The following is a 24,931-nucleotide window of genomic DNA, read 5'->3' as shown; positions in this document are numbered from 1 at the left end:
CCTGTAAGTTAATTTGCTATACCAGGGAAACTTTATTGGATCCCATTCGCACGGCACGAATCGAGTCTACGCATTTTAACACCCCAGACCCGAAACTTGAATAATGAACGAGTATTCGGCTGGATGGTTGCATCGTTTTAGACCACCGGCGACGCCGAAGGGGCCGACTTTTGGGCCGATCCCGCGTTACTTTTTTTCGGCGACCGACGTCTTTGCGACGGTTTTTACCATGCTCCAGGTTTCGTTTAGGCCTGGTTTTCCAGATGTTGCTTGAGCAGTTGATTCAGTAAGGCCGGGTTCGCCTGACCTTTGGTTGCCTTCATGGCTTGGCCAACAAAGTAACCAAACACTTTGGTTTTACCATTGCGGTATTCACTGACGGGGCCGGGATTGTTCTCAATGATTTGTTTCACGACCGCCTCTAAGGCATTCGTGTCGGTAATTTGCTTCAGACCTTTACGGTCAACGATGGATTCGGGATCTTCGCCGCCGCGGAACATCTCCGCGAACACATCCTTGGCGATTTTACCCGAGATCACGTCCTTGGCGATCATTTGAATCAAGCTTGCCAGTTGGCCGGCCTGAATCGGATTGGCCGCCAAGCCGCCCTCAACCTGCTTCAGGTCGCGCAGCAATTCGGCCAAAATCCAGTTGGCGGCCAGTTTCGGCTCGTTACAACCACCCACCACTTTTTCGTAATAAGCGGCCAATTCTTTGTCAACGGTCAGACGCGCGGCGTCTTCCCGGTTCAATTTAAAGGTCTCGATAAAACGCTCGTATTTTTGGCGCGGCAGCTCGGGCATGCAGCCGGCGACAAGGTCCACTTGCTCGCTGCTCACGTCAATCGGCAACAAGTCTGGGTCCGGGAAGTAGCGGTAATCGTGGCTGTCTTCCTTGGTACGCATCACCCGCGTGGTTTGCGTGTCCACATCCCACAGCAAGGTGCATTGCTCCACGGCTTCGCCTTGGGAACACAAGGTCACCTGACGGTCGATTTCGTGCTGAATGGCGCGCTTTACATTATTAAAAGAGTTGAGGTTTTTGAGTTCGGTGCGGGTGCCGAGCTCTTTTTGGCCGACGGGCCGAACGGACACGTTGGCGTCACAACGCAGGCTGCCTTCTTCCATGTTGCCGTCGCAAATGCCCAGGTACTGGAGGATGGCTCTTAATTCGGTGAGGTAGGCGTAAGCTTCATCGGGCGAGCCCAGATCCGGCTCGGTCACAATTTCCAGCAGCGGAATGCCGCCGCGATTGAGGTTCACATAACTTTTTTTGGTGGACTGTGGGTAACCCTCGTGCACGGATTGCCCGGCGTCTTCCTCCAAATGGGCGCGGTTGAGGCGAATGGTTTTAGGTGTACCGTCCCCGGTTTCGATCAAAATGCGGCCGGGCCCGACAATAGGCTGCTCGAATTGCGAGATTTGGTAGCCCTTGGGCAAGTCGGGGTAGAAGTAATTCTTGCGGGCAAAAACGGAACGACCGACGGGATTGTTCCCGACGGCCAAGGCCAACTTAATCGCGCACTGCACGGCCTCGGCATTGAGCACGGGCAAAGCGCCCGGCATGCCCAAACACACGGGGCAGGTTTGGTCGTTGGCACGGGCGCCGAAGGTGGTGGCGCAGCCGCAAAACAGTTTGGAGCGGGTGGTTAATTGGGCATGAACTTCTAAGCCGATCACCGGTTCATAGCCGTGTAGGATCAAGGCTGCCTCCTGGGGACGAGGAAAAATTCGGTGTGCGTGGCGTGGTCGCCGTAGCCGGGGGAAAGCACGACGCCGGGTTGCAATCTTTGGTGGAAACCAAAGGCACCAAGTTCGGCACACACTAGCACTAAATGAAATGGCCCGCCAGGGCCAATGGTCGCATTTGGCGAAAGCGCATCAAAGATTCAAAAAACGCCGCACGGTGGGTGCGGCGTCTCTCTTAGTTAGCAATGCGCATAAATTCTTTGTAGCTCTTGTACTTGCTGTCGGCATCATCAGGGGCGAGGCCGACATTGAAGGCCGCTAATTCGGCGCTGGCATTGGGAATGGTCTCTTTAAATTGGAGCTTCTTGGTACCGTAGTTGGCCAAACCGGCCACATCCAGTTCCATTTGTTTTTCCCAAAAAACTTCTTCCGCCTCATTGTAAGCCTTGGCAACCACGGTCAGTTCTTGCAGGGTGGTCCCGCCGCTGAGGTTTTGAACATCGACCTCGAAGGTCACGGTATCGTCTTCTTTGCCGACGCTAAAATCCAAGCCCAGCTTGTACTTACCTCGGGCGGCACGGATTTCATCCTCTTTACTGGGGACATGGCAGGCGAAACAAAACGCCAAAATGGCGAGCAACGATAGAAAACGGTGGGTATTGGTCATGGTGCATCCTCTTTTTCAGGCTGGGCTTTATCGATAAGTTTGGCGCCGCGTTTGCGTTTGCGCTGAATATACCATTTCGAAATGCCGGAATGTTCTAATCCATATACCACTTGGTAAAGGCCTTGGTAAAGGCTGGGATCGTTGATCATCAGGGAAGCACTGCCTTCGCCTTGATCGATTTTCTCCAAAATGGAGGCCAAATGGTGGGTGGCTTTTTCAATGTTGGCGGCGACACGTTCGCCATATGCCTCGTCCTCGGTAAGTTTGTAGAGCAAGCCGCGGCTTTCACTGAGCCGCGTTACATAACCGTCGAGGTTGTCGAGCAGGGCGGTGCTTTTGCTTTTAAAAGCGTCGCGGTATTCGGCGTCTTGCATCAGGGTAGGGATCAATCCCTCGCCTTTTTCGTATTTGGCAATCAGGGCGTTCATGCCGCCGGTAATTTCCTGGAATTCACCGCGGAACCGCGTGGCGAACTCGGGATCGGTGAGCAACATGGAGATCAGGCCCTCGCGATTCTCAAGCTGGCCGACGGCTTTATCAAGGCGCAGGATCAAATCGTTGGCGAACTGTTCATCGCCGACCATGCGCTGAATCAGTCCTTGTTTGCTGTTGAGCTGCGCCAAAAAGGATTTGAGGTCCTTGGTTATATGCGACACATCGGTCACAAAGTCGGTGCCTTGTTCAAGCAAACGTTCCAGTTCGATGCCCTTGCTCGAGGTGCGAATGCGGCCGTCGACGGGCAGGATTTCGGTGTCGTAGTTGTCGGTAAGGAGGAGAATGTACTTGTCCCCCAGGACACCCACGGACTTGATATCCGCCACGGTCGAGGTACGAATATGTTCGCGTGCGCTGCGGTGCACGGCAATTTCGACGTTAATCGGCACGGCGCCGCCGGGCTGCTCCTGCACGTCGAGGGTGATTTTGGTAACGCGACCAATGGGAACCCCGTTGAAGTGGACGGGACTGTCGACGGCCAACCCGTTCACCTTGCCGAATTGAATGTTGTACGCCAGCGTTTCTTGAAAATTGCCCACGTAATAAAGCGCGGTGCCGAGGATGAACACGGACAGGGTGAACATCAGACCGACGCGAACTTCGCGATTCATGAGTTATCTCCTTCGAGGTAGGCGCGCAAGGTAGGGTGCTCGGCATCTTGCGCTTGGTCCAAGGTCCCGGTAAACGCCAGTTCGCCGCGGTCAAGGAAACAGAGGCGGTCGGCAACATGACGGGTAGTGGACATGTCGTGGGTCACAACCACCGAGGTAATCGCCAATTCGTTTTGTAGCTTGCGAATTAAACGGTTGATGGCGCGGGTAGTAAGTGGATCGAGACCCGTGGTCGGCTCGTCGTAAAGTACGATTTCGGGTTTGTTGATGATGGCACGGGCCAGCGCGACCCGTTTCATCATGCCCCCGGACAGGTCGGACAGGTAGAGGTGCTCGATTTTTTCGAGTTCCACCATCGCCAAACTCTCGCGCACCAAAGGCAGAATCTCGCGCGGTTTCATTTTTTGGTGTTCGATCAGTGGGTAGGCGAGGTTCTGAAAAACGTTCATCGAATCGAACAAGGCGCCACCCTGGAAGAGGTAACTGACGCGTTTGCGAATGGGGTAATACTCGTGTTCTTTAAGGTGGGTGATATCGCGGCCTTCAAATTGAATGCGCCCGCCCCCGGGACAAAACAGCCCAATCATCATTTTGAGGGTAACCGACTTACCCGAGCCGGAACCGCCGAGAATCACCAGATTCTCACCGCGGCGTACCTCGAGATTCATATCCTTCAGCACCTGCTTGTCGCCAAAACTTTTGCTGACGTTTTCGAAGCGGTAATAGACGTGGGATGCGTCGCTGGGTTGGGTGGAAGCTTGGGCCATCGGTCTGTCCTTAACCGGCAATGAGGTGGAAAATTTTGGTGAGGAAGAAGTCGCTAATCAGCACCAAAATCGAGGCGCTCACCACGGTATCGGTGGTGGCGTGACCCACCCCGTCGGCGCCGCCTTCGACACGCATGCCGTTGTTGCAGGCGATAATGCCGATAAAGTAACCGAAGAAAAAGGTTTTGCTCAAGCCGGCGGCGATATCCTCCACATCCAGCGCATTCATCACGCGGGCCAGGTAAAAGTACCCACCGATATTGAGCTCCATCGACGACAAAAGCAAGCCGCCGAGAATCCCAAGCGCGCTGGAAATAATGGTGAGAATCGGCAAGCAAATGATGCAGGCCACAACCCGCGGCACCACCAATTTGTAGATAGGACTGGTGGCCATGGCGCGCATGGCGTCGAGTTGCTGGGTGATTTTCATGGAACCCAGCTCCGCGGTAATCCCGGCACCAACGCGGCCGCCGACCAGAAGGGCGGTCAACACGGGACCCAGTTCCCGTACAATGCTCAGCGAAACCAGGTCACCGATGTACAACTCGGCACCGAAATTGGACAAGGCAAAGGAGGCCTGCAGGGCCAAGACCATGCCGGTGAACAGGATGGTGATGTTGGTGATGCTGAGCGATTTCACGCCGAGGTTGTAAAACTGGACCACCCAAGCTTTGAACTCGGGTTTACGTGCCAGCAAAAAGTACAGGGTTTCGCCGGAAAGGATAATGAGCTGGCCGATCACTTCAAAAATACGTGTCATAGAGGAAACCAATGCATCTGGAAGGAAAGCGTTGAATAGGCGGGGAAGCGGAATCCTGCTCAGTATAACCAATCACCCCGACGGCTCAAGCGAAATCAGGTGCGAAGCGCATATCCCGAACCGGCAAGGCTTGTGATACGGGGCGAATGGTGAACCGCCCCCCGATCCAGAGTAACGGGGCCTTCCTCCCACACGCCCCGCGGGGCGAGCCGGTCATCCGCCCATTTCCTCCCCGTCATTCCATCAATAAGGTGAGCGCGCCGGCGTCGAGCGCGGTGTGAAGATCCTCGCGGATCCATTGTCGGATGTGGTCCGGCGGCAGCTCGGGATTCAAGCCGATCCCCTGCGCCCGATTGCGCCCCCCTTGTTTTGCCATGCGCAACGCCTGTTCGGTCAGGGTGACCATCTCCTGCCAGCCCAGCAATTCCTCACCCGCCATAACCGGGTAATAGCTGTAGCCAATTGAACACGTGCAGGAAACGCCGCGGTCCGTAAACGGATGCTCACGCACCATTTCTAGCAAGCGCTCCGCCAGGTTGGCCAACAAACCCTGGTGCAGATCCTTAAAGAAAATGAAAAAGGCGTCGTTTTGCCAACGCACCACCACATCGCTGGAACGCACGATTTGATGCAAAAACTCGGCGAATTGTTTGAGCACCTCGTCGCCGAGGTCACGCCCGTGCAACTGGTTAAAACGGCAGAAGTGATCGATATCGATCAACATAAAGCCAAACCGATGCAGGGAATCGCCACTTTTGTCGGCAAACACCTGTCGCTGAAGCTTCTGTTCCTCCAACGGCATCAGCTCGTCAAAAAAGCGGCGGTTGTGGAGCTTGGTGAGGGGATCAAGCAAAGCCAGTTGTTGCAGTTGTTGGTTTTTGGCGGCCACCTCGCGGGTGCGCTGGGCCACAATTTCCTCCAACAGCTTGTTGTGGTTTTTGACGCGAACCATGCGCGCCCGGTGGATGAAACCCATCAACAGCAGGGCCAGCAGCACGGTTCCCGTTTTGAACCACAGGGTCTGGTAAAAAAACGGCGGAATGCTAAGCCCGAATACGGCCGAATCGCTCCAGTCGCCCTCGCCGCGGCGAACCTGAACCTCGAACTGATAATCCCCGGGCGGAAGCCCGCTGTAACGCGCGGTGGTGATTTGGGTTTCCGGGGTCCAATCGGCATCAAAACCCACAAGGCGAAAACGGTAGCGCAACAAACCGGTATTTCGGAACGAAATCCCGATAAATCGAAAGCGTAAATGGGAGTTGCCGGGCTCGGGCCGGTCACCCTCCGCCAAGGGAAACCAGCCGCCCTCATGGAAGTACGCGACCTCTTCTAAATGCAAACGCGGCTCGGCCAAATGGGCAGGCTCTTGGCCCGGATGATAGCTGGTCAGCCCCAAACCCGAGCCCATCCATAGGTTCCCGTCGCGATCCTCCAGTACGGCGCTCACCGACATCTCGTTTTCCGCCAAACCGTCGGCCGTCGTGTAATGCCGCCAAGTATCTCGGTAGAGACGATCCACGCCGCGATTGTGGCCGAACCAAACCGCGCCGGCCGCGTCGGAAAACACAAACCACACGTAAGCGTCGCTTAAGCCATTGCTCTGGTCGTACGCCTTAAAGCCCGTACCGTTGTGGTAAAAAGCGCCCTGCCCATTGCTCCCCACCCACATCCCGCCGCGTTCGTCCGGGCTGAGCGACCACAAGGCGGTGGTAAAGGGCGACACGTGATTTTTCAGGTGATCGGCCCGCGCGTCATAGATGAATAGACCTCGATTGCGGGTCGCCATCCACAGGCGTCCCCGGTCGTCGCTCGCAATGTCCATGACAAGGCTTTCCTGTAAAACGGGGAATCGCGTCCAAACCTCGGGCACCCCATCCTTTAGAAAACCGATGCCGTCACCGCCCAACCAAAGCCTGCCGTCAGGATCGCGGTGAATCGCGCGAACGGCCTGCAGATTGTCGCTAACGGATTGCTGGTTGAGACGACCAGAGGCCGCATCGAAGGTCACCAGCCAACCGCGCGTCCCCAACACCATGGTGCCGTCGTTCTGTTGGCCGATGCTGTAGACGGCGCGGTCGTGGAGCTTGTCCTCGGGCAGCGGTCGCGTCAAGCGCCCCTGTTTCACAGCCGCCACACCGTCGCGCGTTCCGACCCAAACAACCCCGTCCCGATCCTCATACAGGGCGCGCACAAAGTCATCGGGCAAACCGTGTTGCTCGCGGTACACCAGAAAAGGGCTCGGCGACAGTTTGTTGAGCCCAAAATCGGTCCCAATCCACAAGTTCCCCTCGCGGTCGGCACCCAAGGCGTGTAACACATCGTGGGAAAGCCCGTTGGCTCGGGTAATCCAACGGCCGGGAAGCCCTTTGCCCCAATCGGTGCGGGTAAGCTGCAACAGCCCATGACCCCGCGTGGCAAACCACAAGGTACCGCGCTGATCCACGGCGCCGTGGGTAATCGGGACGGGCTCTTCCAGCAACGGCGTGAGCGAATGGTTGTCGGGATGACGGCGGTACACCATCAGACCGTGATCACCGCCGACAAAATAGGTATCGGAATCGACCGGATCGGCCAAAATCACCCGTACCGGGGCCACTTCGCCCAGGTCGGAAGCGAAGGGACTTCCCGTTCGCGAAAGCCGATCAACCAGAACCGTACCCGCTGATGTGGCCACCAAAATCCGGTCGTCACCCACCGGAAACAACGCGGTCACATGCCGGCTAGGCAAAAGGTTATCCGAGGCAAAGGAAACAACTTCTTCGCCTGAAATCAGCGCCAACCCCTGACGCCCACCCACCCAAACACGGCCGGAACCTTGCGCCAGCAACGCGGTAATCACGCCTTGCCCAACCACGGGATGGTCACCGTAACTGGAAAAACCGGCGCCGTCAAAACGCACCACTCCGCCGCCGGAACTGCCGAACCACAGCACGCCTTGTTCGTCCTCGGCAATCGCGGTGATATGGTTGCGCACCAAACCATCGCTTTGGTCAAACACCCGCCACTCGCGGCCGTTAAAGCGGGCTAACCCACTCAGCGTACCGACCCATAGGTAGCCGGCCCGATCCTGGTGGATGCAGTACACCTGGCTTTGCGGCAACCCCTGGCTGGTGCCGTAGGTGGTGAAATTAAACCGCTGCGCCACAAGCGACGCCGACCCGCCCAACAAAACCAGACCCAGCAGGGCCAATCCTCGCAACACATCGGAACAGGCCGCGGCAAAACCCTTGGTGACGAGAACCTTATCGGTCGTGCAGATTCGCTTTAACAAAGCTTGCCCCCTTGCGCCGGGTCCAAGATTGCCGGATTCGGCGGCGTTAGGTCACCTTCACCACCGTACCGGCACACATCTGTTTCAACTCATCGGCCGTGAGCGAAAAAACAGCAAACGGCGTCCCCGCCGCGGCCCATAAAAGGTCGTATTGCCACAGATCTTCATCGACAAACGCCTTGAGTTCTTGCGCATGCCCGACCGGTGGAATCCCGCCAATTGCGAAGCCGGTCGCTTCACGGGTAAAGTCGGCGTCGGCCTTGCGGATCTTTTCACCAATGAGACGGCCCAGCCGTTTTTCGTGGACCCGATTCTCGCCGCTCACCGCGACATAATAAGCATCACCGCTTTCCTTTCCCTGAAAAATCAGGGACTTAACGATTTGCGCAACCTGACAACCGATGGTTTCGGCGGCCTCGGCCGCGGTACGGGTGCTGCCCGGTAACTCGCGCACCTCACAGGAAAATCCCATGGTGGTCAGGGCGGATTGGACTTTTTCAGCCGAAGCTTGCATCGTTCATCCTTTTAATTGGGGGAAATGGTTGGGTACAGGACGGATCACACATGCCGGCGCCGCCAAATGAACAAAATTCTCAGGACCTATTCCCGCCGAAGCGGGAAAACGGTCGTGGAAACAGAGCGCCCCGAACGAGGCAAGGATTCAAAGGCGGGAACCGTTTTGATTCTAGCAAAGGCCGGGCGAAGCGACGTAGCAACAAACGCATGGAAAAACGGTGTGGTTTCCACGGCCAAAGCCGGCAATCAGCCCCGCCGAAGGGGATCCCGTCACGCGGCGGCCCCGGTGGACGCCTCCAGGGTTTCGCGATATATTGGGCAGACTTGACGAAGCGGTCCCACACGAGGGTCGCCACTTTTACCCGGAGGTCTTCGGTGGAAGCAACACTTCGCGAAAACATCTCGCAATTGGTCGGCAGCGCACCGGTCTATTTGTTCATGAAAGGGAACCCAACCTTCCCACAATGCGGTTTCTCAAACCAGGTGGTTCAAATTCTGAAAGCGTACGATATTGAATTTGGCCACTTCAACGTGTTGGAAGATCCAGAAGTTCGCCAGGGCATTAAAGAATTTTCCGAATGGCCGACCATCCCCCAGCTTTACATCAACAAAGAGTTCATCGGTGGTTGCGACATCGTGCGCGAGGCTTGGGAGTCCGGCGAGTTAACCGAATGGTTGCAAGGCGCCTTCCCTGAGAAAACCATCAACGCCCCCAAACCGCCGGCCCGCCCCAAAAACATTACCCCGGCCGAAGCGCAGGGATTGATGGGCCAAGGGGGCTACCGGTTCCTGGACGTTCGCACCCACGAGGAACGCGACATCGCCAAGGTCGACGGCTTCGACCTACTCGACCAAGAACTGGCGCAAGAAATCCTCAACAGTTGGGACAAGGAAACCCCGATGGTGTTTATGTGCCACTTCGGCGGGCGTTCATCCCAAGCTTGCGAGTATTTCGCCGGCCAGGGGTTCCAGCAAGTATTTAATGTGGACGGCGGTATCGACGCCTGGTCCGAAACCGTGGACAGCAGCGTCCCCCGCTACTAACCCCATCACCATCGTTTCATGACGGCACCCATGGCTTACGGCCTGGGTGCCGTTTCTGTTTGGTTTCAGCATCGCAACGGAACCCAGCGAAATGTCCATGACGTTTTTTGCGCACCGGTCGGCCACAAAGCGGTCGAGCACGGCGGTTTCACCATGTCTCAGCCGAGGCAAGGACCTTTTGAGCGATTTTTTGTTTCAGCTTCGCAACACTGCATTTAGCTGTAAGAAACGGCTTCGTCCCTCGAATAACCGGCCTTATCGAGGGTCGTCGCCACCCTCACTTATTTTTTAAAACGGGAATTTAAGTCTAGGGTGGGGTTGTTTCGATAAGTACGATTACCTAAACAACATTCCCCATGTTCCATTTAAAAAAGTGTATGTGGTGATCCCAAACATCATTTTTCTTCCCCAACCCGGCAACAAAAACACCTCATTTTCCGTTCACAAGCTGTACACCTTTATTAACACCACGTCACATTTGCCCTTTCCCCAACTTCGCCACTAAGAACCATGACCCTTGGTCGAAGATCCTCGCGCCGTCTTGGGTACAGGCGCGGGCACCCTACCAAGCTTTTCGCTTTATCACCGGCTGTTAACATCACGTCCGGGCATGGGACAGGTCTGTCTCGCGATCCGGTACGCTCCAACTCGCCGTTCCTCCGCATTGCAATTCGGGTGCAATGCCGGGACCTTGTCTGCGCTCGTTTGCTCTACCGGGAGTCCGCCTATGTCGTCCCATTTCCTTACTATGTGTTTGCTCGCGTATTGTTTAGACAGCGGCATCGATCACACGGAAACCATACCAACACCACCGCACCAACCGTCTTTCACCCAGCCGGCCGGCGATCAGGAACGCCCACCGGTCCACGAGACTTTTGAAAACGATCCGCGTTTTCTTTCCTGGGCTTATTATTTGTGGCGCGAGGCCGGACGGGGCATCCACCAAACCGAATTAAGTGCCTGGATCGGCTTGGAAAACGACCATTTCTTTTTCCATCGCTGGCCCCACGGTCACAAGACCCGCCAGGAGAGTTGGCAGGGAAGGGTGCCCAACCACGTGTGGGCCAACATCCACACCCATCCCAACAACACCCTGGCCCGACCCAGCGGCAGCAACGGCCAAGGCGAAGGCGGCGATGTTGCTTTTGCCCACAAAACCGGCCTCATTGTTTATACGGTCCACCGCGACGGCATCTACCGCTATCACCCGAAAACCAAAAAAGTTACCAAGGTATGGAACGGACCCGGAAAAGGCGGCAAGGCTTGGTGGCGCCTGGCCGAAGCCTCTTTGGTCCAACACTTCGAGCGCTCGACCCCGTACTACACCAAACAGTATGAAGAAATGCAGGCCATCGGCCGCCGCTGGCAAAAGCTCAGCGAATTGCGCAAAAAAACCAAGAACCGCAAGCCGTCCAAAAGCTGGACCCGCAAAGACAAACACCGCGAACTCAAAGCCATACGCCAGGACATTCTGCGCATTCGCAGAGAATACCTAACCGTCATTCAAGGCATCGACCTCGACCGACGCATGACCATGGCGCTCACCACGGAAATCGGCACCGTCATCCATGCCGGCCAACCAAGCTTGGATAACAAAGAACAAATTGCCGGACTACTCCAGCAATAGGATCAACCTGAAAAAAGGCCGACCCCCTCGAAATGCCGCTTCCCGGCAAGATCCTTTGTGGCAAAATGGGCGGACCATTTTCCCAACCGGGAAAAGATCGGGAATCCCATGCACCAAACCCCATTGCCATTCGACAAAGTAGAAGGTTGCGGCAACGACTTCGTCTTGCTGTATCAGGAACCGAGCGCCGCGCTCATTCCCAAATTGTGCGACCGCCACCACGGCGTCGGCGCGGACGGGATCATGGTGTGGCAGGGTGCCCACGAGGACGGCTTTCGGCTTGACCACTACGACCCGGACGGCGGTCGTACCTTCTGCCTCAACGGCATTCGTGCCGGCTTGAACCTGGCGATCAAACGCGGCGATTGCCCAACCGAAGGCGTCATCTACAGCGAAGGCAGTCGGTTGGCCTACCGCTTTGACCAAAGCGTGTTTCTGCGCCTCGACCCCGTCCCCTTCCAGCCCTGCCGTTGGGTCGAGGACACCCATTGCCACGAAGGTTTTTTCGTCGACGTCGGCAACCCGCAATTTGTCCTGCTCGGCGACCTCGACTTGCGCGCCTTCCGAAAACTGGCCCCGCGCATGCGCGCGCCCTCCGCGCTTTTTCCCAACGGCGCCAACGTCAACCTCTTGCTGCCGGCGCCGCCGGGCGACCGCCAAACCTGGCATATTTACACCTTCGAACGCGGGGTGGAGAATTTCACCCGCGCCTGTGGTTCCGGCATGTACGCCGCCGCCATGGTCGTCATGGACCTTTATCAAACCGCGAATGTGCGTTTTATTCCTGAGGGACGCGGCCATGTTAGGGTAGAACAGTACAAGGACGGTCTCTGGCTGACCGGCGATACCCAACACGTGTTTCAAGGGACGTGGTTATGTGGCTAATGCTTTTGTGTGTGTGGTTGCAACAACCCAGCGTACAGGTCGGCACCGAGGTGGACACCACCAACGCCCAGATCTTCTTGCGCAGCGGTGAACGCATCGAAATGATTAACGTGCGCCTGCGTGGGATTAACGCGGGTTCGTTTGAAATCCAAACCAAGGAAAACCACCAGATTTTGTCGCTGGCCTCGATCCTGCGCATCAAAAAAATCGGCAACGAGACGGGACGGTTTGAGGTCTGGCTCGACAACGGCGACATTCTGAAAGGTAAAATTCGCAACGTGGCCTTTGAATCGGATAAAACCATCGGCGGCACGGGCGCGGTTTACCTCATGCTTTACAACCTAGACCGCATTCACTTTATTTCAGCCAGCCCAATGCGCCATTGCCTCACCGGCCATTACGAAAAAAACACGCCTTACCCCTTTTGCCCGATTTGCGGTGCCGAACTCCAATTCGGAACCTATGAAGACGAAGAGAAAAAAGAGCGTTACCCCAATCCCCAATTCCACCAATGGCGCTTGGACCCACGCAACCCGACCTCGGGTCCCGTCGGTGGCGGCTAGCATGATTCAATTTAGGTTTTAGGGAGTCACGGTTTGATTCGCCTCGCACTTTCACCTTGTCCCAATGATACGTTCGCGTTTTACGGCCTGCTCCACGGCAAAACGAGCTTCACCGAAACCATCGATGTTCAGTACGCCGACATTGAAGCCCTCAACGGCATCTGCCTGAACGATGCAGCCGATATATGCAAAATCAGTTTTGGCCTGTACCCGCGCATTTACGACCGCTACCAACTCCTTGAAGGTGGCTCGGCCCTGGGCTTCGGCTGCGGACCGCTGATTGTGGCGCGTGAACCGGACCTTGAGCCGACAGGTGCCCGCATCGCGGTTCCGGGCGCCAACACCACGGCCAAGCTGCTGTTGGATCTCTATACCCAACGCGATTACCAACCGGTGGAGCGGGTTTTTGACCAAATCATGCCGGCCTGTGAAGCGGGCGAGGTCGACGCGGGGCTGATCATTCACGAATCCCGCTTCACCTACCAAACCCACGGCTTACACAAACGCGTCGATCTCGGCGAATGGTGGGAACGGGTCACCGGTCACCCCATCCCGCTGGGCGGCATCGTCGCGCACCAACGGGTGGACGCCGACACCCTATCTCGGTTCGACGCCGCTTTGCGAGAAAGCATTGATTACGCCTGGCGCCACCAGGACGAAGTGGTGCCCTTCATGCGCCGCCACGCCCAAGAAATGGAACGTTCGGTCATGGAACAACACGTGGCCCTGTACGTGAACGATTTCACCCGCGCTTTGGGACAAACCGGCCGCGACGCGGTTGCCAACCTGGTTCTCCGCGCGCGCGAGCTGGATCCCGCGGCAGACTGACTTGTCAAAGCAGGCCATTCGTTTTAAGTTAAAAGGAACTTCACCAAACTTAGTTTCACGAGGCGATCTCCATGGAAGTCACGCGGGATATGCAGCCCTATTTCTCCGGCAACGCACTGTATGGCGACGATTTTGATTTAGAAGAAATCGAGGGATGGTACCGCGATGAGTCAGAGGGTTACGCGGGTCTGATCAAAAACACCGACAAGCAATACCGCTACGACTACCATGCCCTCAACCACCAAACCCTCTTCCGTTTTTTACCCGCGGATCGCCGCTTCCAGAGGGCCATGGGTTTGGGGAGCGCCTACGGCAAAGAATTTGAACCGATCAACCAACGCATCGACACCTTGACCGTGATCGATCCCTCGGACGAATTTACCGCGACCGAGGTGGTGGGCATCCCGGCCCGTTACATCAAACCCAACGTCAGCGGTCGCTTGCCATTTGAAGACAACCATTTTGATTTGATCACCTGCTTCGGCGTCTTGCACCACATCCCCAACGTTTCCTACGTACTCAAGGAAATGGCGCGGGTGCTGGAGCCGGGCGGTTACACCTTAATCCGGGAACCCATCGTATCGATGGGCGACTGGCGCCGCGAGCGCCCCGGTTTAACCAAACGCGAACGCGGCATCCCCCAACACCTGTTCCAGGAGATGGTGGCCGAGGCCGGCTTCACCGTCCTGCAACGGCGTTTGGTTGGTTTTGCACCGCTGCGGATTATCTGGAAAAAAACCGGCACCGACTTGTTTAGCAGCCGCCTCGGTACCTCACTCGACCTGCTCTGCAGCAACCTGTTCCGCTGGAACCTGCGCTACCACGCCGAAAGTTCTTTCGCCAAATTCCGCCCCACCTCCGCGGCTTACGTCCTCACCAAGGCTTAGAAGACTTGGTTCCCAGAAAAACAGCCTCCCTCTGAGTAAACACAATGCACCCTAAGTTTTTTCCAACCACTCAGCCTACAGATTTTTAGCGAGCCATTATATTAAACCCATCTTGCTTGGATCAGCTTCGAGCCGTTACAATTCATGAGGAGGCCATAAACCACATGCAAAAATTTCAAATGATTGATCTCTTCTCAGGTGCAGGCGGCCTGACCTTAGGCTTTCATATGAATGAGCTAAAAGGCTCATTTGAAAGCGTTTTAGCCATCGACAATGATCAAGCATCTATCAACACTTATAACGGTATGTTTGGAGAACGCGGCATTTGTACAGATATCGAAGAATGGCTCCGCTTCAATGATGTGCCTAAGGCAGACCTCGTGGTTGGAGGCCCACCCTGCCAAGGCTTTAGCCTCCTAAATAAAAAACGAATGACCGACACACGTAGGGCTTTATGGGAACCCTACATGGACATTGTTGACCAGTCTGATGCAAAAATGTTCGTGATGGAAAACGTCCCGGATCTCTTAAAAAGTCAGGAGTTCCTGGATATACAAAAAAGGGCAAAGGACCTCGGGTTCACAATCCACTCACAAAAATTGAATTCAGCAAACTACGGCGCACCTCAAGTTCGGAATCGAGTGATCGTCGTAGCTTACAAAACCGAATTCATCGATTTCATACCATTTCCGCCAGAGAAAACGCACCAAAAACCACAGCCAAATATGACCTTGCCTCCTTGGCGCGTGGTAGAGGATGCAATTGGAGATTTGGCTCCGCCAGTGGGCACTTCGATTCGAAACTGTGAACCACCATACGACCTACACTTCGGCCGCAACCCAACTAGCGTCAGCAGGATGCGATACAAACTCATTCCAGAAGGTGGAAATCGATTCGACCTTCAACGAAAAGCCCCCGAACTAACCCCGCAATGCTGGATTAGAAAAAAATCAGGAGGAACCGATTTGTTCGGCCGTCTCTGGCGAGATAGGCCATCTGTAACAATCCGAACAGAGTTCTTCAAGCCTGAGAAAGGCAGATATTTGCACCCTACCCAAGACCGACCAATCACACACAGAGAAGCTGCTCGTTTAATGGGATTCCCTGACGATTTTAGATTTTGCGGTAGTAAAATTGAAATTGCTCGACAAATAGGAAATGCTGTCCCTCCTCCTTTCGCACATGAAATTGCAAAGGTCGTAAATTCGGCATTGAAAAATGCTACCGCCCTGGTCTAATGAATGGCCAGAAGATCAAAGTCGGGAGATCCAGAGGAATATAGAAAACAACTAATCGCTTTATTGGTAGCCTTCGAAACACACCTAAAAGATGACGATCTCCGACAAAAGGTAAGACACCTCGTACCCAGCTACCACATCCTACGTGACCTGGGCTGCTCCCTTATTGACATTGCCCTAAACAACAGCAGCGCTAGGCAACGCTTACTATCATATCTTCAGAGTTACCCATGTCAAATCATTGACGGCGATGAACTGATGGCGGTAAGCGGCATTCAAGATTGGCCACGTCGACTCAGGGAGATTCGCAAAGACCTAGGTTTCAAGTTATTAAGTGGTGTAACAGTTAAAGAAATGGAGGATCAGGGCGAATTAGATCCACAAAGTCCATTCATCGGAATGAAACCAGAACAATATGTCTTAATGGAAATTGAACCAGACCGTGAGGCCGCTTACCGATACAACCTAGCAAAGGAAATCCGACAGTCCAACCAAAGTGTTCAAAATAAAATACTCGCCTACCTAAGACAGAACGTTGGCCGCAAAGTAAGCGGCGAAGAACTCCGTTACGTGTCGCGTGATAAAACTGAATGGGCGAGAAGAACACGAGAGCTACGCACAGAACAAGGATGGCCCGTTGTCACTCGCTATTCGGGGGCCCCCAAACTAGAAGTCGGCACTTATCTCCTGGAGATGGATAGGCAATCACCTGTTCATGACAGAAGAATTCCTGATCCTGTCAGAAGAGCAGTTCTCCGCCGAGACAAATATGAATGCCAAGATTGCCATTGGCACATCGAGGAATGGAACAAAGCTGACCCTCGTATATTGGAGCTCCATCACATTCAGCATCACGTAGACGGAGGCAGAAACACAGCAAATAATCTTCTAACATTGTGCAATGTTTGTCACGATAGTCGCCACAGAGACTCAAAACCTTAATTAGAGAAAACGCCTCAAAACAAGGTTTTTTCCAAGTAACCGACGCGGTCCTGTACCGCGCGCCAAAAAGCGCCGAGCGCGCCCAAGTTCTCGCTGAATTGGGTAACCCATTGAGCCGGGGCGATTTTCCGGCCGCTGTTGCGCTGCTGCACCGCGGTGATGGTTTGTTTGAACATCTGCCATTGTTTGTTGAAGAAAAATTCCAGGCCGGGATGCTGCTGGTGCAACACCTGGAAGCGTTGGTTGTGGCGGTCGATTTGCGGCAGCTTGCGTTGCAATGCAGCGATGTCCTTGGCCGATTTGGCGCGCTTCAGTCGTTTTTCCAAATCCCGTTGCAAGCTCAGAAAAGCACGCGCTTCCTTGGTCAGGGCGCCGAGCTGCGTTTTTAGGCCCTTGAGGTGTTGGTTCAGTTGGTCCTCGGCTTGGATCGGTTGGAACGCGGTCAAGGCTTGCGCCACCGCCGCCGCGACATCCACCGGCCGGCTGAAATAGCGCGCGGCGATCTCGGCCAGGCCCCGCGGCGCGAAGCGGGGGACAGCCGCGCCGGCGCCGGTGGCGTTAAATAGCTCGAGCCGGGGGAACTGTTCCAGCAAACCCGGCACCACCTCGTCGTACCAATAAAGGGTCAACACGAAATGATCGAGGCTGGTCACCTGGCCGCCAAAATAACCGGGTACCCGCCGCAAACGTTTGGGCGCGGCGCGAAAGGCGCGGTTGACCTCGGCGCCGGCGTAGACCTCGCGCCCTTTTAGGGCCAGGTCGTGACCGAGCAGGGTGATCGGGCTGCAACCGCAAATGGCGGCCATGTGGAAGGCGGTCGCCGAAACCGACCCCGAGGTGGCGGCAATTTGTTTGCGCCATTGCGGTACCCGCTGGTTGAGCCAGCAAGTCACCGGGTTGTACCGACTTTGAAACACGAAGGTTTCGCCGTGGGGCACCTGAAAAAAGGCGCGCTGGGCCTGTTCGGCCAGGAGAAAGGTGGTTTGGCCGAGATTTTCGGCGTAACGCACCAAATGCACAAAATCCTGGGCCTCCACATGGACCAAAAAGTCGGGCGCAATCCCGTAACGGGCCAGCACCGGCACGGAACGCGCGATGGCAAACACCACCACCCGTTCCCGGTAAGGCAGGAGCTCAATGACATTGCGCTCCAAGGAAGGCCCCGCCGAAAGGATCACGGCCGGTTTGTCCTTGAGGACCCCCGCCAAATGTTCCGCACCGGGCGCGCGCGTGCTCTCGGGCAGGGAACGCACGGTCGAAGCCCAAATGCCCGGCAGCGCTTCCTTGTCCAAGCCGCTTTCGTGGCGGCGCAGCTCGTGGGCGCGGTTGTAGGCGGCGGCAAAATCCTGAAAGGCGGCGGGATAATGTTGTTGGTGGTAGGGGCTCACGAACACGGCGGCTTCAACGCCGGCCTTGAGGTAACGGGCCAGGGTCTTGGCATAACGTTCGGCCGTGAGAAACACTTGGGCATTGCGCGCGGGCAGGAGGGCGGCCAAATCGAGATGGGCTGAAGCAAGGGCAAACACCGCGGGGTCCGGCTCATAAACCAGCAGGGCGCCGTCCTCGCGGGGTTGATCGGCGTCGAGAAACCAACCCAAACCCAAGCCGAAGTGCAGGTGCAGTGCGCCGGCCCCGTGTTGCACCATTTGCACGGCCTCGGCGCGGGGTTGCCCCGGGTGATGGAGATAACGGTTGCCTGCCCGCAGGGTCGCGTCCCCGCCCGCGCAAGGGACAACCTGCCAGGACGTGTCCTTCGGGGTACCCAATTCCGCCAATAGGTCGGGATCGTATTCGGCCAGAAAACGCCGGTTCTGTTCGCTTGTGGATTCGCTCATCACGCGGTGCGCCCTTTCTTGGTTGGTTTAATCAATGATCTTATGGCCGAGGGCACGCCCATGTTCGGCCTCGACCCGTTTGGCGGGTCATGCCAAACAGGCCTACACCGCGGGTAACAAACGGATGGTTCTGTGAAAAGCGTCTGGTCGAGCATAGGCCGTGGTGGGATAGGTGTCAAGAAGGGTCGCGGTCCCACCGCCTAGCCACCACTGGGACGGGTTCGCAACCAAAAACTGGACGCGAAACCGGGGTCGAGCCACGGCATGAAACGGCTGAGGTTCGGTTGGTTTGACCAGAAACCGGTTGTTTCGGCGAGGGCGTCTTTGGCGGGGTACAGGCGACCGCCCCAGGCATAAACTTTGTTTGCAAGCGCCTGGTAACAGCGCGGGGTGTTTTCTCCAACGAAGGGAAAATCCATGGCCAAACTGACACCGGGCATGGGGAAGGAAAGCAAACCGGGCGCGGCACCTTCACCGAACACCTTGACGGTGCAAAGTCGCGGGATTTGGCATTGCTCCCGTGCTTGGGCGATCAGGGCAAGTAAATCCCCGGCCCGAGCGTAAGGGACCACACATTGAAACTGGAAAAAACTGTAGTGGCGGCCGTAGAGGCGGCGCACGTCGAAGACGCCGTCCAAAGGAAAAAAAACGGCGGCGAGTTCGGTTCGCTTTCTTCGGCCGAACAGGGTATGCCGTTGCCGGTAGAGCTGGTTGAACCAACCGGTTCCGGCGCCGGTCGCCCAAAAAGGCGGAAGCGGCAGCAGTCGCGGCGGGCGGGTGAACCCCTTGGGCAGAAAGAGGCGGCCGGCATCGGCGGCGTGGTCGGCGCGCATCACCAAGCCGCGCCCCAAATGTTTGGCCGGCGCGGTGCCGTCCAACCAAGCGACGCGGTAGGGCCAGGCGGGCTCGGGATCGCGCAGTTCGGCGAGCAGCGCATCGAAATCGGCGACCGGCGTCACCTGCTGCACCATCGCGGTCGAGGCGAGGGGCTGAAGTTGGAGTTCGACCCAATGGATCAAGCCGGTGAGACCAAGCCCGCCGATGGTTGCCTGGAATAGGTCGCCGTTTTGATCGGGCGAACACAGGATCACGCCTTCCCCGGTGCGTTGCAGGGCGAGACGGCGCACATGGCACCCGAAGGAACCGCGCGACAGATGGTTTTTTCCGTGGACATCGTTGGCGACGGCACCGCCCAAACTCACCCAGCGCGTTCCCGGCACCACGGCGGGGAACCAACCTCGCGGCACCACATGGTCGATTAATTCGGCCAGACTCAAACCGGCCTCGGCGCGAAGCACGCCTGACGCGACGTCGAAGGCAAGCACGCGATTTAAACGTTCGGTGAGGAGCAGACAACCCCGGCTGTTGAGGGCGACATCGCCATAGGAACGGCCCAGGCCGCGCGGCAGCACGCTGGTTTGCGCGTCGGCCAAGGCTTGATCAACCGTGGCGGCGGTCAGCACGCGCGCGGGGCCGGGAACGCGGGGGAACCCGCTCCAGCCCGACCATTCACCTTGCCGCGTGTCTGTCATCGCGCCACCTTTCCCCATTCACAACGCCCATGTGACGCCCAAGGCACCGAGCAACAACAAGCCGTAACTCAAGGGGTCGCGCAGTGCAAACAAGACGGGATCCCAATCGAGGCGGCCGCGTACGGCCAACCACCACAGGCGCACCAGCCACAAGAGTACCACGCAGAACACGGGCCAAAGGGCGGCGGGCCGGGTGTAGAGCGCGGCCACGGTGGCGGACTCCACATAAAAGACAAGTACCAGCATGGCAAACACCCCAGACAAAACACCGGCGGCGATCAACAAGCGGCGGTTGGCGACGCGGTAGGGCCGCCCCGGCAAACCGGACTCACCTCGAGCGGCGGCCTTGGTCAAGGCGGTCACCCGTTTGGCCGATGCCAAGGAGGCAAAAAAACCCAGCGCAAAGGTCAGCAGCCAGGGCGAAACCGGGGTAGCCGTCGCCAAGCCGCCTACCCACAAACGCGAGGTATACAAAAGCGCTAAAACCAAAATATCCAGGCCGGTAACCCGTTTGAACACCAGGCTGTAGCCAAGCGATACCAAGGTGTATACGGCCAGCGCGGAACCGACCGCGAGGCCGAGCGGCGCTGCAACCAAGAGCGCGCCGAGGGCCAGACTCGGCAACAACCACAAGACCAGGGGCATGGGTTCGAGACCGGCGGCGAAGGGCCGGTCTTTTTTGCGGGGATGGCGGCGATCATGGGCGATGTCGCGCCAATCATTGACGACGTAACCCAAGGAAGCACAACAGCAAAAGGCGGCAAATGCAGCAAGACCACGCGGGAGTAAACCGGGTTCGGCAATGCGATGCGCGGTGAGTAAGGGCACCAGCACCAACAGGTTTTTGCTCCACTGGTGGGGCCGCGATAACATCCAAACGGCGACCAAACGGCGTCGGTGCGATTCTGAAATGACATCGGCAAAAGTTCGCATCGACGTTGTTCCCTTCCTCTCGCCCTTGTCAGGGGTCAACACGGGTGCCCACACGCGTATTTCTTAAGGGTCGGAACAAGCGGCGGCGGGCATAAGCGGGCGGGGGCGTGGAAGCGCGTAAAAGACACGTTAACCAGCAGCAAACAAGTGACTTGCGCGCGGAGCAAAACCTTATAAAGTTATGCATTTTGCTTGACAATCGTATGAAATCAACTATGGTAAAGCCAATATTCACCTAATGGTTACACATTCCAACGCCGCCCTCGGGCCGCGGAACGTAACGTATCTCGGACGGATATTCCGGCTCTGATCAAGCTTGATTCAAGGTCTTATCGGCCTTTATCAATCAAACAGCATATGGCAAGGCACACCCAAGGTATGTGGTTGGATGGGTATGTGTTGCAGCCGGTCGGCCTCGGTTCTGGTTCTTGGTTTTCGGCGTTCGTTCGGTCAGCGCTTGCGACTTAAACGGGCGACGACGCGGACACTCCCGTTGAAATCAAACACCCACGGCGAGGCTCAGTGCCCGTTCGCACTTTGGCAGGGTAGGTCAATTCGGCGCGTGATGGTGGGTTCGCCCCCAATCGCGAAGGGACCCCCCCGCAAACTTAGGAGAAACGGGCCCTTTTGTTTTGCACGCCGCATGACGTGCAACGCATTGGATCAGGTAAGGATCAATCCGAACCCGACCCGTGGTACGAAAACTCAAAGTTCCCGATAACGGCTGTTTCGTACCGATGCATCTCGCCCTAAACGATCACGTTCTGCAAAACGAACCAGGATCGCCGTCGGCGAGGGTTCGGGTTTGGCGTTTAGGGCGGACTCCCATGGATTGCATATGGATCGCCCGATAAGCAAAGAACTAAAGGAGACATAAATGCGACTGCCAAGTTTTAAGCTTGCTGCCGTTGTGTTTTTACTTGCAACACCGTACCTCCTGGCGCAAAACGTGACCGTTAGCGGTCACGTTGAAGACGCCAAGGACGGTGGCAGCCTACCCGGGGCAACGATTGCCGCGGTAGGCACCACGATCAGTACGGTTTCTGGTGAAGGCGGTAAATTCACACTTACTGTGCCCAACGTAAACGAAGTGACCATTCGCGTAACCTTCGTCGGTTATAAGACGTTTGAAGATAAAATTTCCGGCGGCGCCACCAACCTCGTCGTCAAGCTGGAAGTCGACCCCCTCAACCTGTCTGAAGAAATGGTCGTCACCGGTTTCTCGACCTCGGTCAAACGCGCCAACTTGGCCAACTCGGTTTCCACCATTTCCCAGGAAGAAATTTCCCGTGTACCGGTTCAAACCGTGGACGGCGCCCTCAGCGGCAAGTTCACCGGCGTCACGGTCCGTGAAAACTCGGGTGCGCCCGGCGGCGGTATTTCCGTCAAACTGCGCGGTGTATCCACCATTAACGGTGCCAGCCAACCGCTGTACGTCATCGACGGCGTCATCGTGAGCAACACCGAAATTCAGTCCGGTAGTAACTTCGTCAGTGAAGCGGGCGCGGCGGGTTCCAACACCCCCCAGGACAACCCGACCAACCGTATTGCCGACCTGAACCCCGACGACATCGAATCGATTGAGATCCTGAAAGGCCCGTCGGCCGCGGCGATCTACGGCTCGAAAGCTTCCAACGGGGTTGTCATCATCACCACCAAACGCGGTCAAGCGGGCGAAACGCGCTACAATCTGAACGTCAAGTTCGGTCGTCGCGAAATCGTCAACAAGCTGGGCCAACGCGTATTCACCCGTGAAACGGCTTACGAAATGGGTGAAGCCCAAGGCCAATTCTTTGATTCCGTGGCCAACGCCGACGGTTCCTACAACCTCATTGATTATGAAGAAGAGATGTACGGCAACGTCGGTGCCATCCAGGAGTACAACTTCAGTGCTTCCGGCGGCGGCGACAACACCCAGTTCTACATTTCCGGTTTGTCCCTCGACGATGAAGGCATCATCGAACGCACCGGCTACCGCAAAAGCGGTTTCCGCGTGAACTTGGACCACCGCTTCTCGCCGACCATTCGCGTGGCGGCCAACGTGAACTTCATCAAATCCATCTCCGACCGCGGTCTGACCAACAACGAAAACCGCGGTGGTGTCACCTTTGGTGTTGCGCTGACTTCGACGCCCAACTTCGTCGACCTGCGCCCCGTCAACGGCATCTACCCACGCAACCCGTTCGCGGCCTCCAACCCCTTGGAAACGCGCGACAAAATGACCAACCGCGAGACGGTCCAACGCACCATCGGTTCGTTTAAGTTTGACTGGGAACTCCTGTCCACCGCCACGCAAACCCTCGACTTCAACATCACGGCCGGTTACGACTTTTTCTCCCAGGAGAACAACCTGTTGTTCCCCGCCGACCTTCAGTTTGAAGAAGACAAAAGCAACGGTTTGCCAGGCACCACGCTGGAAGGCACCACCGACTCCGACAACACCAACCTGTACTTCAACTTGACCCACAGCTACATTTCCTCCAGCGGCACCTCCTTCAAAACCGCCGGTGGTATCCAATTTGAAGAGCAAGACGCCAACCGCCGCTACGTGGTCGGTGAAGGTTTGTTCCAAGGCCAAACCAACTTCGACACCGCCGCCAACATCAGCTTTGTCGAACAGCAAAAAACACTGCAGCGCGACCGCGGCTTCTTCGTCCAAGAGGAAATCACGTTCGGCGACAGCATCTACTTCGTTGCCGGTTTCCGCGGTGACTCTTCCAGTAACAACGGCGACGACGGCAAGTTCTACATCTTCCCCAAAGCCGCCGGTTCGGTTCGTCTCTCCGAGTACGACTTCTGGTCGGGCTTGAAAGACACCTTCAACGAATTCAAGGTACGCCTCGCCTGGGGCCGCACGGGTAACCTGCCCCGTCCCGGTGTGAAGTTTTCCTCGTTCGCAACGTCCAACATCGAATCCAACGGCGGCCTCTTGGTCGGCGTAACCCGCGGCAACCCCAACATCGAACCCGAAACCTCCACGGAATTGGAGATCGGCATCGACGGTGCCTTGTTCGATAACTGGGCGACCTTCGAGTTGACCTACTTCAACCAAGACATCGACGACCTGATCATGCTGCGCGAGCTGTCGCCTTCCAGTGGTTTCCAAGAAGAAGCCATCAACGGCGGTGCCATGGAAACCGACGGTTGGGAATTCGGCCTGGCGCTGAACCCCATTCGCAAAGAAGACCTGGAGTGGACAGCCCGCTTGAACTACTACAAAACCGAATCCATCATCACCCGGCTTGACGTTCCCGCGTTCACGGTTGACGGCGGTGGTTTTGCCCCGGTTCTGGGTGAATTCTTCATCGAAGAAGGCGCCTCGGCCACACAGATCAAAGGTGTTGAAAACGGTGAGTTCATCGTTCTGGGCGACGAAACGCCCGACTTCCAACTCTCCTGGGACAACTACGTGCGTTGGAAAGAATGGTCCTTGAACTGGTTGCTGGACTGGAAAGAGGGCGGCGAGGTCGTCAACTTGACCTTCCTGCTCTCCGACTTGAGCCGCACCACTTTTGACCTCGATACGCCCGAGGGTGAAGCGCGTCGCGCGGCCTTCGGTACCACGACCAGCCAGTTGATTGAAGACGGTGGTTATTTGAAACTGCGCGAACTGCGCTTGCAGTGGGAAATGCCGGGTAACCGTGTACGCGACACCTTCAACGGTCGCCTCACCCACCTGCGCTTTGCACTGACCGGCCGTAACCTGTGGGTCGACACCGACTACACCAGTTACGATCCCGAGGTCAGCAACTTCGGTACCCGTTCCATCGGTTCCATCGAAGTGACCCCGTTCCCATCATCAAAATCCTACTACTTAAGCATCTCAGCCGGTATGTAATCGA

At 56.6% G+C, this 24,931-nt stretch carries 19 protein-coding genes and 1 pseudogene; 10 read left to right on the top strand and 10 right to left on the bottom strand.

The features are described from left to right. Nucleotides 1-245: 245 nt before the first annotated feature. From gatB to J3U88_RS00405, 7 genes are all read right to left on the bottom strand, one after another. Nucleotides 246-1,700 (bottom strand): Asp-tRNA(Asn)/Glu-tRNA(Gln) amidotransferase subunit GatB, encoded by a 1,455-nt coding sequence (gene gatB / locus J3U88_RS00435; protein WP_207856437.1) that lies wholly within the window; start codon nucleotides 1,698-1,700, stop codon nucleotides 246-248. Between the two features lie 223 nt (nucleotides 1,701-1,923). Next, entirely contained in the window at nucleotides 1,924-2,355 is a 432-nt protein-coding gene (locus tag J3U88_RS00430; RefSeq protein WP_207856140.1) for a hypothetical protein, read from the bottom strand. Continuing rightward, nucleotides 2,352-3,461, bottom strand: coding sequence for an MlaD family protein (locus J3U88_RS00425; protein ID WP_207856139.1), 1,110 nt, complete (start codon nucleotides 3,459-3,461; stop codon nucleotides 2,352-2,354). Before J3U88_RS00425 ends, J3U88_RS00430 begins: the two co-directional genes overlap by 4 nt. Further along, nucleotides 3,458-4,228, bottom strand: a complete 771-nt coding sequence (locus J3U88_RS00420) for an ABC transporter ATP-binding protein (RefSeq protein ID WP_207856138.1) — start codon at nucleotides 4,226-4,228, stop codon at nucleotides 3,458-3,460. The genes J3U88_RS00425 and J3U88_RS00420 overlap by 4 nt, the downstream gene beginning before the upstream one ends. Before the next feature lie 10 nt (nucleotides 4,229-4,238). Continuing rightward, nucleotides 4,239-4,988 carry an MlaE family ABC transporter permease gene (locus J3U88_RS00415; RefSeq protein WP_207856137.1) on the bottom strand — a complete coding sequence of 250 codons (750 nt, stop codon included), beginning with the start codon at nucleotides 4,986-4,988 and terminating at the stop codon, nucleotides 4,239-4,241. A gap of 235 nt (nucleotides 4,989-5,223) precedes the next feature. Beyond that, the gene (locus J3U88_RS00410; RefSeq protein WP_207856136.1) at nucleotides 5,224-8,259 is read right to left on the bottom strand and encodes a ligand-binding sensor domain-containing protein; all 3,036 of its coding nucleotides are present in this window, start codon (nucleotides 8,257-8,259) and stop codon (nucleotides 5,224-5,226) included. A 46-nt stretch (nucleotides 8,260-8,305) separates the two neighbouring features. After that, the gene (locus J3U88_RS00405) at nucleotides 8,306-8,773 is read right to left on the bottom strand and encodes a YbaK/EbsC family protein (RefSeq protein WP_207856135.1); all 468 of its coding nucleotides are present in this window, start codon (nucleotides 8,771-8,773) and stop codon (nucleotides 8,306-8,308) included. A 377-nt stretch (nucleotides 8,774-9,150) separates the two neighbouring features. Here J3U88_RS00405 and grxD point away from each other — a divergent pair. From grxD to J3U88_RS00365, 9 genes and pseudogenes are all read left to right on the top strand, one after another. Beyond that, nucleotides 9,151-9,453: pseudogene (gene grxD, locus J3U88_RS35190) on the top strand (Grx4 family monothiol glutaredoxin); the annotation flags it as partial. After that, complete coding sequence (locus tag J3U88_RS35185) at nucleotides 9,451-9,819, top strand: rhodanese-like domain-containing protein (protein WP_423842026.1); 369 nt, start codon at nucleotides 9,451-9,453, stop codon at nucleotides 9,817-9,819. The pseudogene grxD and the gene J3U88_RS35185, both read left to right, overlap by 3 nt. Nucleotides 9,820-10,546: 727 nt before the next feature. Next, nucleotides 10,547-11,446, top strand: a complete 900-nt coding sequence (locus J3U88_RS00395) for a hypothetical protein (RefSeq protein WP_207856133.1) — start codon at nucleotides 10,547-10,549, stop codon at nucleotides 11,444-11,446. A gap of 108 nt (nucleotides 11,447-11,554) precedes the next feature. After that, a complete protein-coding gene (locus J3U88_RS00390) occupies nucleotides 11,555-12,331 on the top strand; it encodes a diaminopimelate epimerase (protein ID WP_207856132.1) in 777 nt (258 codons plus the stop codon). Then, complete coding sequence (locus tag J3U88_RS00385; protein ID WP_207856131.1) at nucleotides 12,322-12,894, top strand: hypothetical protein; 573 nt, start codon at nucleotides 12,322-12,324, stop codon at nucleotides 12,892-12,894. Before J3U88_RS00390 ends, J3U88_RS00385 begins: the two co-directional genes overlap by 10 nt. A 33-nt stretch (nucleotides 12,895-12,927) precedes the next feature. Beyond that, a complete protein-coding gene (locus J3U88_RS00380) occupies nucleotides 12,928-13,722 on the top strand; it encodes a 1,4-dihydroxy-6-naphtoate synthase (protein WP_207856130.1) in 795 nt (264 codons plus the stop codon). Nucleotides 13,723-13,793: 71 nt separating this feature from the next. Continuing rightward, entirely contained in the window at nucleotides 13,794-14,609 is an 816-nt protein-coding gene (locus tag J3U88_RS00375) for a class I SAM-dependent methyltransferase (protein WP_207856129.1), read from the top strand. 164 nt (nucleotides 14,610-14,773) lie between these two features. After that, nucleotides 14,774-15,847 carry a DNA cytosine methyltransferase gene (locus J3U88_RS00370; RefSeq protein ID WP_207856128.1) on the top strand — a complete coding sequence of 358 codons (1,074 nt, stop codon included), beginning with the start codon at nucleotides 14,774-14,776 and terminating at the stop codon, nucleotides 15,845-15,847. A 258-nt stretch (nucleotides 15,848-16,105) separates the two neighbouring features. Continuing rightward, nucleotides 16,106-16,789: an HNH endonuclease gene (locus tag J3U88_RS00365; RefSeq protein ID WP_207856127.1), complete on the top strand. Its 684-nt coding sequence runs from the start codon at nucleotides 16,106-16,108 to the stop codon at nucleotides 16,787-16,789. Nucleotides 16,790-16,803: 14 nt separating this feature from the next. Here the strand turns inward: J3U88_RS00365 and J3U88_RS00360 are convergent, their stop codons facing one another. The 3 genes from J3U88_RS00360 to J3U88_RS00350 all read right to left on the bottom strand — a co-directional run bounded on the left by J3U88_RS00360 (nucleotide 16,804) and on the right by J3U88_RS00350 (nucleotide 21,089). Continuing rightward, the gene (locus J3U88_RS00360) at nucleotides 16,804-18,624 is read right to left on the bottom strand and encodes a motility associated factor glycosyltransferase family protein (protein WP_207856126.1); all 1,821 of its coding nucleotides are present in this window, start codon (nucleotides 18,622-18,624) and stop codon (nucleotides 16,804-16,806) included. A 200-nt stretch (nucleotides 18,625-18,824) separates the two neighbouring features. Beyond that, nucleotides 18,825-20,156, bottom strand: a complete 1,332-nt coding sequence (locus J3U88_RS00355) for an FAD-binding oxidoreductase (RefSeq protein WP_207856125.1) — start codon at nucleotides 20,154-20,156, stop codon at nucleotides 18,825-18,827. 18 nt (nucleotides 20,157-20,174) lie between these two features. After that, on the bottom strand, nucleotides 20,175-21,089 hold the full coding sequence (locus tag J3U88_RS00350) for a UbiA family prenyltransferase (RefSeq protein WP_207856124.1): 915 nt from the start codon (nucleotides 21,087-21,089) through the stop codon (nucleotides 20,175-20,177). Nucleotides 21,090-21,966: 877 nt separating this feature from the next. Here J3U88_RS00350 and J3U88_RS00345 point away from each other — a divergent pair. Further along, on the top strand, nucleotides 21,967-24,927 hold the full coding sequence (locus J3U88_RS00345) for a SusC/RagA family TonB-linked outer membrane protein (protein WP_207856123.1): 2,961 nt from the start codon (nucleotides 21,967-21,969) through the stop codon (nucleotides 24,925-24,927). Nucleotides 24,928-24,931 lie beyond the last annotated feature (4 nt).

This window comes from Acanthopleuribacter pedis (genome assembly GCF_017377855.1).
Classification (GTDB): Bacteria; Acidobacteriota; Holophagae; order Acanthopleuribacterales; family Acanthopleuribacteraceae; genus Acanthopleuribacter; species Acanthopleuribacter pedis.
The sequence above is the reverse complement of the archived record's forward strand: the minus strand, read 5'-3'. Positions and strand labels throughout refer to the sequence as shown.